Annotated in this window: 8 protein-coding genes and 1 pseudogene; 4 read left to right on the top strand and 5 right to left on the bottom strand. The window is 55.9% G+C overall.

Annotation, left to right across the window (positions count from 1 at the left end):
* The 3 genes from ACZAHD_RS20375 to ACZAHD_RS20365 form a co-directional block, all read right to left on the bottom strand.
* The coding region (locus tag ACZAHD_RS20375) for an FUSC family protein (RefSeq protein WP_462458371.1) at window positions 1-1,697 on the bottom strand (1,697 nt) is incomplete at its 3' end.
* A gap of 9 nt (window positions 1,698-1,706) precedes the next feature.
* Window positions 1,707-2,735, bottom strand: a complete 1,029-nt coding sequence (gene mdtN / locus ACZAHD_RS20370; protein WP_462458370.1) for a multidrug transporter subunit MdtN — start codon at window positions 2,733-2,735, stop codon at window positions 1,707-1,709.
* Window positions 2,736-2,741: 6 nt separating this feature from the next.
* On the bottom strand, window positions 2,742-2,972 hold the full coding sequence (locus tag ACZAHD_RS20365) for a YtcA family lipoprotein (protein WP_462458372.1): 231 nt from the start codon (window positions 2,970-2,972) through the stop codon (window positions 2,742-2,744).
* A gap of 310 nt (window positions 2,973-3,282) precedes the next feature.
* Here ACZAHD_RS20365 and yjdI point away from each other — a divergent pair, with 310 nt between their 5' ends.
* Window positions 3,283-3,513, top strand: a complete 231-nt coding sequence (gene yjdI, locus ACZAHD_RS20360) for a 4Fe-4S mono-cluster protein YjdI (RefSeq protein ID WP_462458369.1) — start codon at window positions 3,283-3,285, stop codon at window positions 3,511-3,513.
* An 11-nt stretch (window positions 3,514-3,524) separates the two neighbouring features.
* Window positions 3,525-3,797 (top strand): GNAT family N-acetyltransferase, encoded by a 273-nt coding sequence (locus ACZAHD_RS20355; protein ID WP_100684349.1) that lies wholly within the window; start codon window positions 3,525-3,527, stop codon window positions 3,795-3,797.
* 162 nt (window positions 3,798-3,959) lie between these two features.
* Here the strand turns inward: ACZAHD_RS20355 and ACZAHD_RS20350 are convergent, their stop codons facing one another.
* Entirely contained in the window at window positions 3,960-5,198 is a 1,239-nt protein-coding gene (locus ACZAHD_RS20350; protein WP_462458368.1) for an MFS transporter, read from the bottom strand.
* A gap of 735 nt (window positions 5,199-5,933) precedes the next feature.
* Here ACZAHD_RS20350 and ACZAHD_RS20345 point away from each other — a divergent pair.
* Complete coding sequence (locus ACZAHD_RS20345) at window positions 5,934-6,512, top strand: YceI family protein (protein WP_462458367.1); 579 nt, start codon at window positions 5,934-5,936, stop codon at window positions 6,510-6,512.
* Window positions 6,513-6,598: 86 nt separating this feature from the next.
* Window positions 6,599-6,905: pseudogene (locus ACZAHD_RS20340) on the top strand (integrase core domain-containing protein); the annotation flags it as partial.
* A gap of 207 nt (window positions 6,906-7,112) precedes the next feature.
* Here the strand turns inward: ACZAHD_RS20340 and ACZAHD_RS20335 are convergent.
* On the bottom strand, window positions 7,113-7,408 hold a 296-nt coding region (locus tag ACZAHD_RS20335), incomplete at its 5' end, for an EAL domain-containing protein (protein ID WP_462458366.1).

Below are 7,408 nucleotides of genomic sequence, written 5' to 3'. Positions count from 1 at the left end.
ACGATTTCGAGGGCCTGCGTCCAGGTGGCCTTCACCGGCCAGGTTTTTGCCTCGGGATGCGGGTGAGCATAAGCATTCAGGGGTTCAGCCGCCACCCGATGCATCAGCGTTTCGACGCTGTTCAGGGCGTGAAACAGTGGGACTAATTTCACCTTGTCACGACTGGCGCGTAGGTCATCCGCAATCAGCCGGTAGAGGTCGGCCAGCCGCGATTTGAGCTGCGGGGCTTCGCTATCCGGCCACAGGTAGAGGTGGACAATCGAAGAGACCAGCACGCCGAGTAAAATACCGATGACGCGATCGCGCAGCTCGGTCAAATTGGTCAGCGGGCCAAACCCACTGAGAAACGCCAGCGAGAAGGTAAAACCGATCTGAATCCCGGCGTAGGCGATACGTTCTGACCCCGCCGCTATCCAGGCCGACAGCGCCATTACCGGCAGGGTCATCGCCAGCAAACCGACGAGTGATTCGGTATGCGGCTGAATAAACACGATCATTAACAGTGCCAGAAGGGTGGCGAGCAGGGCGCCGCCTATGCGCAGCCAGGTCTTCTGCAGCGTCGCGCCGAGCCCTGGCTGAGCGACAATCACGCAACTGAGCATAATCGTGTGGATACCCTGCCAGTCGGCGGCGGTATAAAAAACGTAGCACAGCAGCGTTGCCAGCAGCGTTTTGAGCGCGAAGTGCAAATAGGCGGGGTTCGACCAGGCGTCAGGCAGCAGCAGGGGCGCTTTTTCCTCTTCTCCTGTCGGTAGTGGCAGCGCTTCACCGCGTGCCAGTTGGTTCAGCGTGGCGGCCATCTCCTGCAAAATAATTGGGTTTGCCGTATCCCTCGCGCTGGCCTCCGGCAGGTTTGCCGGGAGCGTGCTGACGTCCAGGTTTTGCGCCAGCGTCGAGAGCGCGGCGGCAAGCTGTAGGCGCCCGGCGGAAGGGGCCTCTTCCGGCTGAAGCAGCGCGGCCAGGTGATAGCAGTGAAGGGTGGCGGCCATCAGGGATTGCCACGCCTGCGGGCTATCGGCTATCTCAGGGCTGGCGCGGGTCGCCTGCTTATACAGAGACTGAAGCTGGGCGAACTGTTCGGCAATTTCTTTGAACGTCGGCGGAGAACTGGCGTCCGGCCGGGCGAGAAGCGTCGCCACCTGGCGGAGCAAAAAAACCATTCTCGCTTTGAACTGATAGCCGGGAAAAGCCTGTTGAAAACCGGCGTTGACCAGTAGCGTGACCACGATGGCGAGGTTGATGACCACCCACAGCCAGAGCAGCAAGCGCACCAGAATCTCACTTTGGCTGGTCATCGAGGGGAAAGTCTGCGCGTAGATGACCACCAGGGCGACCACGAAAAAGGCCATCCCCAGCTTGCCCAGCACCCGCATCAGATAGATGGCGCCGAAAAACAGCAGGACCGAGGCGACCAGGCGGATCAGCGGGTAGTCATAAGTCCATTTGATGATCAGTAGAACACAGCCCAGCGCCACGCTGACGGTGAGGAAAAAGACCACGCTCACCAGCTTTATCATCAGCACGTTAGGCTGGCTGACGTAAAACACCACGATCAGTGCCACGGCCAAAAAAGGGATCTGCAGGGTCATAAACAGGACGATCAGCACCGCGCAGCTCAGGGTCAGGCGCAGGGTGTAGTTTGCCCGCCCCGGCGCGTCGCGGAGTTCGCGGTTGAGAAATGACCAGACGTTCTGCATATCGCCTCCTTACTGAGGCTGAAGAACGGCGCTGGCGGAGGCGCCCATCCGGAAGAGTTCGGGGTCAGGAGCTGTCACCGCGATTTTCACCGGGAAACGCTGCGACACATGAACCCAGTTGATGCTCTTCTGAATAATCGGCAGGCCTTCAATTACGCTCCCGCCTTCAGGCAGCACTCCGGAGCCGACAGAATCGACTACGCCAGCGAACGATTTATCATGGTTGGTCATGATGGTGACTCTGGCCGGTACTCCGGGGCGGACGTTTTTAAGATCGGTTTCACGGAAGTTGGCGATGACATACCAGTGGTCGTCATCCATTAAGGTAAACACCGGTTTTAACGCCGAGGCGTACTGGCCGACAGTGGTTTTCAGCGCGACCACCACGCCGTTAAAAGGCGCCCGGACTTCGGTAAATTCAAGGTGCAGTTCCGCCAGCGCGATCTGCGCCAGAATCCCCGCCCGCTGGGCGACCATGGCGTCAACGCCGGTGACGGCGGCCGAGGCCTGTTTTGCTTGCAACAGGGTGGCGTCGAGTTCCGCGCGGGCAGCTTTTTCGGCGGTTCGCGCCTGGTCGAGATCTTCTTGTGACGCGAAGCCCTGCGGGACTAACGGTTCAAGACGTGTGCGTGACGAGGTGGTCTGTTTAACCAGCGCCTTTGCGCGCTCTACCGCGGCGGCGACGGACTGGGCGTTGTATTCCTGCGCCTTGATTGTGCGCCGGGTCAGCATGATTTGCGCATCCAGGGAGGTCAGCCTTGCCCGGGCATCATCGAGCATTGCCTGATAAGGGCGCGGATCGAGACGAAACAGCAGATCGCCTTTTTTCACCCGCTGGTTGTCGCGGATGGGCATCTCCACGATCCGGCCACTCACTTCCGGCACCACGTCGATGGTATCGGTGTAGACGTAAGCATCGTTGGTTTCCGGCGAGGTCTGAAGCTGCCAGATAACCAGTATCAGCGCCACGATCGCGGCGAGGACGAGGGCCAGCAGAGGCCACTTTTTCCGTATTACGCTTGGGCTGGAGTTTGTCATAGGGGCTTAGTACACAAAGAAAAGGAACCACAGGAACGTGGCGAACAGGAACATCAGAGCCAGGTAGCTGAATACCAGCGGAGAAAAACGTGATTGCCAGCCTTTGCGGACGATCAGGATATGACAGGGTATGAGTAACAACACGCCGCCCAATAAACAGAAGAACCAACCCGGAAATGCGGCACCTAATACCGGAATCGCTGGTGATAATGAACAACCAGAGAGAAAGAGGAACATTAATAATAGCGCCGGACGTGCCAGCTTCACTGGATAATTCAAAGGCTAGTTCCTGAGCGCTCATACCATCGTGGTGTGAGTTTAATCGCCCTTTCGGCGAAATAAAAGCGAATGGGGAAATTCGTGCGCTATTTAACTGGGGAATCAAAGTCGAAGCTGAGGTCGTCGTGAATATGAAATCGGTTATTTCGCATTAATACAAACAGTTCAGCACAAATATGAGCGGGGGTTTTGGGATATCCTCATAGCTGGTCTGCGCTGGCAGGACTATGCTTAACTACTGAACAATAAAAATAACTGAGGCAATGTCATGGATAAGGAATTACTGGAAGCGGGCTACCGCGCATACACCGGAGAGAGGATTGATGTCTACTTCAACACGGACATCTGCCAGCACTCGGGAAACTGCGTTCGCGGCAGCGCAAAACTCTTCAATCTGAAGCGTAAACCGTGGATCATCCCGGATGAAGTCGATGTCGCCACCGTCGAGCGGGTGATCGACACCTGTCCGAGCGGCGCCCTGAAGTATCGCCAGAAATAAGCGAGGAAATGATGGAAATACTGGAAGGTCATAACAAGTTTTACGTCAATGATGCGGCGGGGAATCAGGTCGCGGAAATTGTTTTTGTCCCCACCGGCGAGCATCTCAGCATTATTGAACATACCGATGTTGATGAGAGCCTGAAAGGACAAGGGGTGGGCAAACAGCTGGTAGCAAAGGTGGTGGAAAAGATGCGCGCAGAGCAGCGTAAAATTATCCCACTGTGTCCGTTCGCTAAGCATGAGTTTGATAATACCCGTGAGTACGATGATATCCGGGCCTGAAATAAAGGCACCGGTCTAAGCCGGTGCACAATTTTTGATGATGAAGGGCCGTTGCATCCAGGATGTCTGTTTTTAGCGTTGATGACGAATAATCGTCTTGCGCCAGCATGGCTCTGGGATGTCGCATCATGCCCGTCATGGCGATTGTGCGCGTTTCTGCAATCAGTTCGCGCCTTCATTTTCCAGCTTCTGCCTTTTGCGCAGATGCGGGAAAATGGTCATCCATATCGCCACCACCACCAGCGTACCAATCCCGCCAAGCGCCGCGGCTGGCACCGCGCCCATCCACGCGGCCAGCAGGCCGGATTCAAATTCCCCAAGCTGGTTTGAGGTATTAATGAAGATGGCATTCACCGCATTGACCCGGCCGCGCATATCATCTGGAGTATCGAGCTGCACCAGCGCACCGCGAATCACCATGCTCACCATATCAAACCCACCCAGTGCGGCCAGCGCCAGCAGGGAAAGCCATAACTGAGCAGAAAGCGCAAATACCAGTGTCGCCAGGCCAAAGCCGGCCACCGAGGCGAACATGATCAGGCCAACGTTCTTCTCCAGCTTGTGGCGGCTGAGCCAGATGCCCACCAGCAGTGCGCCGACCGATGGCGCACCGCGCAGCATCCCCAGCCCCCAGGGGCCAGTATGGAGAATATCGTGGGCGAAGATCGGTAACAGCGCCGTCGCGCCGCCAAGCAGTACGGCAAACAGATCGAGGGAGATCACGCCCAGCACATCTTTTCGCTCGCGGATAAAATGCACGCCGGCAAAGAGGTTAGTGAGATTCATCGGCAGGCGGGTTTGCGGCGGCCGCTCATAGCGCAATTGGCTAACCAGCACAATAGAGAACAGATAGAACAGCGCGGATACGCCGTACACCACTTCCGGACCCGCCACGTACAGCAGACCGCCAAGGGTGGGGCCGATAATCACCGCCGCCTGTCCTCCGACCGAACTGGCCGCCATCGCGCGCGCAAGGATTGGCGGCGGCACCAGTGCCGGCAGCATCGAGGTGATCGCTGGCCACTCCAGTGCTTTTGCCACGGAGATTAAAAAGACCAGCCCCCAAATTTCAATCTTGTCCGCCCAATGCAGCAGCGTCAGCGCGACCAGTCCGATTAATGCTATCCATTCAATAAACTGACCAAGCAGCACGATCCGCCGCCGATCGAACTGATCCGCAAGGTGTCCCGCAGGGAGAGCCAGCAGGACCGAGGGTAAGAATTGCATCAGGCCGATCATCCCGAGCGCCATCGCGCTATGGGTGATGGCATAAATTTGCCAGCTAACGGCAACCGAAAACATCTGAAAACCAAACGATGAACAGGTGCGCACCAGCCAAAAGGTGACGAACGACCTCTGCCGCAGCAGTGAATCTTCCGCTGCGGATACCTGTGAACCCATAGTCTTATCCCATTCAAAGCCAATATTCCGGCCAGCATCGTCGTACCGGCCTGATGCAAAGTCCGTCAGGGACTTTCATTATTTTTTACCACCTGACAAGGTGCGGTATCTTGTGCCTTCGGGCAGTGGCAAGGCGTGCGCTTTGCCATCCGGCGCTTAGTGTAAAGTGGTTTAAGTATATGCCTCCCCCGATCTCAGGTGTGTTATTTGCGGGGGGAGACGGGCATATGCTTTGCGTGTGGCCGGCGCGTGAGGGCGTTGAGGTGGATTTTTGCGCGTGGCGGGCTGAGGATATTCAAAAAACCTGCGGCATCCCGAGTTTTACGGATTCCATTGCCCATCTCGCTTTTTTCGCCAGTCAACATGGGATTAGCGGGTTTATAACTGGCTTGTCACAGCAGTTCTCGGAAGAAAATATACGGATTACCGGGCTCTACCCAGCGGATTTCGAACTGACAGGATTAGATACCATTATCGGGAGTCAATCGAGAATGGGGGAGCGTCTGATGAACGGGCGGTCGGTCTGGGAGAGGATGCGTTTTGTGCTGGCTCAACCGCGTCGTTGCCATCATAAGTCACATCTACTAGCAGGGCCCAACCCGCGAAGCACTGCAATCGTAGTGGGTGAAATCGAACTTCCTGCGCTTGCAGTACTTCACGCTAAACACAAGGGATGATCGAATAAAAAAGAGGGTTGACACGTTTACACGTTAAACATCCCCAAGGATTATCAACATGACGCGTATCGTGCCTGCCATCGCCCTCGGATTTCTGCTCCGCTCCTTTTCGTTATATGCCAGCCCGGTTGACTACCTTATTAATACGCAGGAAACCACCATTACTCTCTCCTGGCATGCATTTGGCGATATGTCTGAGGCCACTCTGAGAAAGGTAACGGGTGATATCGCACTCAATGCCGGAAACGATAGAGACGACAATATCCATGTTGCCATTCCGGTGGCGACGCTGAATGCCTCTAACCGGCTGTTAACCTATCAGATGAAAAGCGCTCTCTTTTTTGACGCTGAACGCTATCCGAACATCACGTTCACCAGTAGCCGGGTGGTGGCTCTGGGGCAGGGCCATTATCGGATTCTGGGCACCCTGGCGGTTAAGGATGTCGCGCGCCCGGTCATTCTGGATGCCTTACTGAACGGGAAAACCGCCGGACCTGGCGGGGCGGAGAACATTTCCCTGCATGCATCAACCACGATTTCACGCTCAGCATTCAACATGGCCAGTTTCGCGGCGTTGGTTGATGATAACGTGACAATCAATATTGCGATTCAGGCCCGCCTGCACCAGGCCGTCTAAACGCGCGTTAACTGGCGCGCCTCTTTTGCTATGAAAGCGCCGCCTGCAAGGTGAGCGCGTTTTGCTTCAGTTGGGAAGCGGGGTTACGGATGCGGATGGACAACGGACCAGAACTGGTCTCGCTGACACTGGCACAGTGGGTTGAGGATGGAGTTGATCAAACCGGGAAAGCCAACGCAGAATGCCTTTATCGCGCGTTTTAACCAGACCTACCGGACAGAAATCCGGGATTTTTATCTGTTCAGAACCCTGAATGAAGCGCGGGAAATCACAGCGCGCTGGCTGACAGAATATAACAGCGAGCGGCCTCATGAATCCCTGAATAACCTGACACCGGAAGAGTACCGGCTGATGGCTCAAAAACCGGAACTCTCAAAAAGTGCGTGCAACTGAAACAGGTGTGCTTATACCCGCTGCTGCTCATCGATAACTGGCGGATTACGCCCGTTGTTCCCGTGACGGCGAACCGGTGTCAGGGGGGTTGCTATCGATCCGCAGTGGCTGTTTGAATCGGCGTCGGGACTGAGGCTTAAAGTGAGAATCCCCTGGCCGAGTGGTCGGTTTTTTTCTTGCCGGGCGGCAGTGAAAATCGAGAGCGATTTATCCGGCAATGCTGGTGGGATGGCGTCCTTGTGAAAAGCGTTGAATAAGATCCTCCAGGTTATCGCCAGTGACCGGCGGTGAGATGAGATAGCCCTGGAAACGATCGATTCCCAACGCCTTCAACATATTGAATTTCTCCAGGCTATCAACCCCCTCAGCAATGCAACGACTGCCGGAGAGCTGGCAGTAATAGATCAGGCTTTTGATCAGCGCCAGAGCGTGCGGATCCCGCTGCAGATCGTTCACGATACTGATATCCAGCTTGTACTCATTAAAGCGCACGGTACGGACCG

The organism is Raoultella sp. (assembly GCF_039594335.1).
Classification (GTDB): domain Bacteria; phylum Pseudomonadota; class Gammaproteobacteria; order Enterobacterales; family Enterobacteriaceae; genus Klebsiella.
The sequence above is the reverse complement of the archived record's forward strand: the minus strand, read 5'-3'. Positions and strand labels throughout refer to the sequence as shown.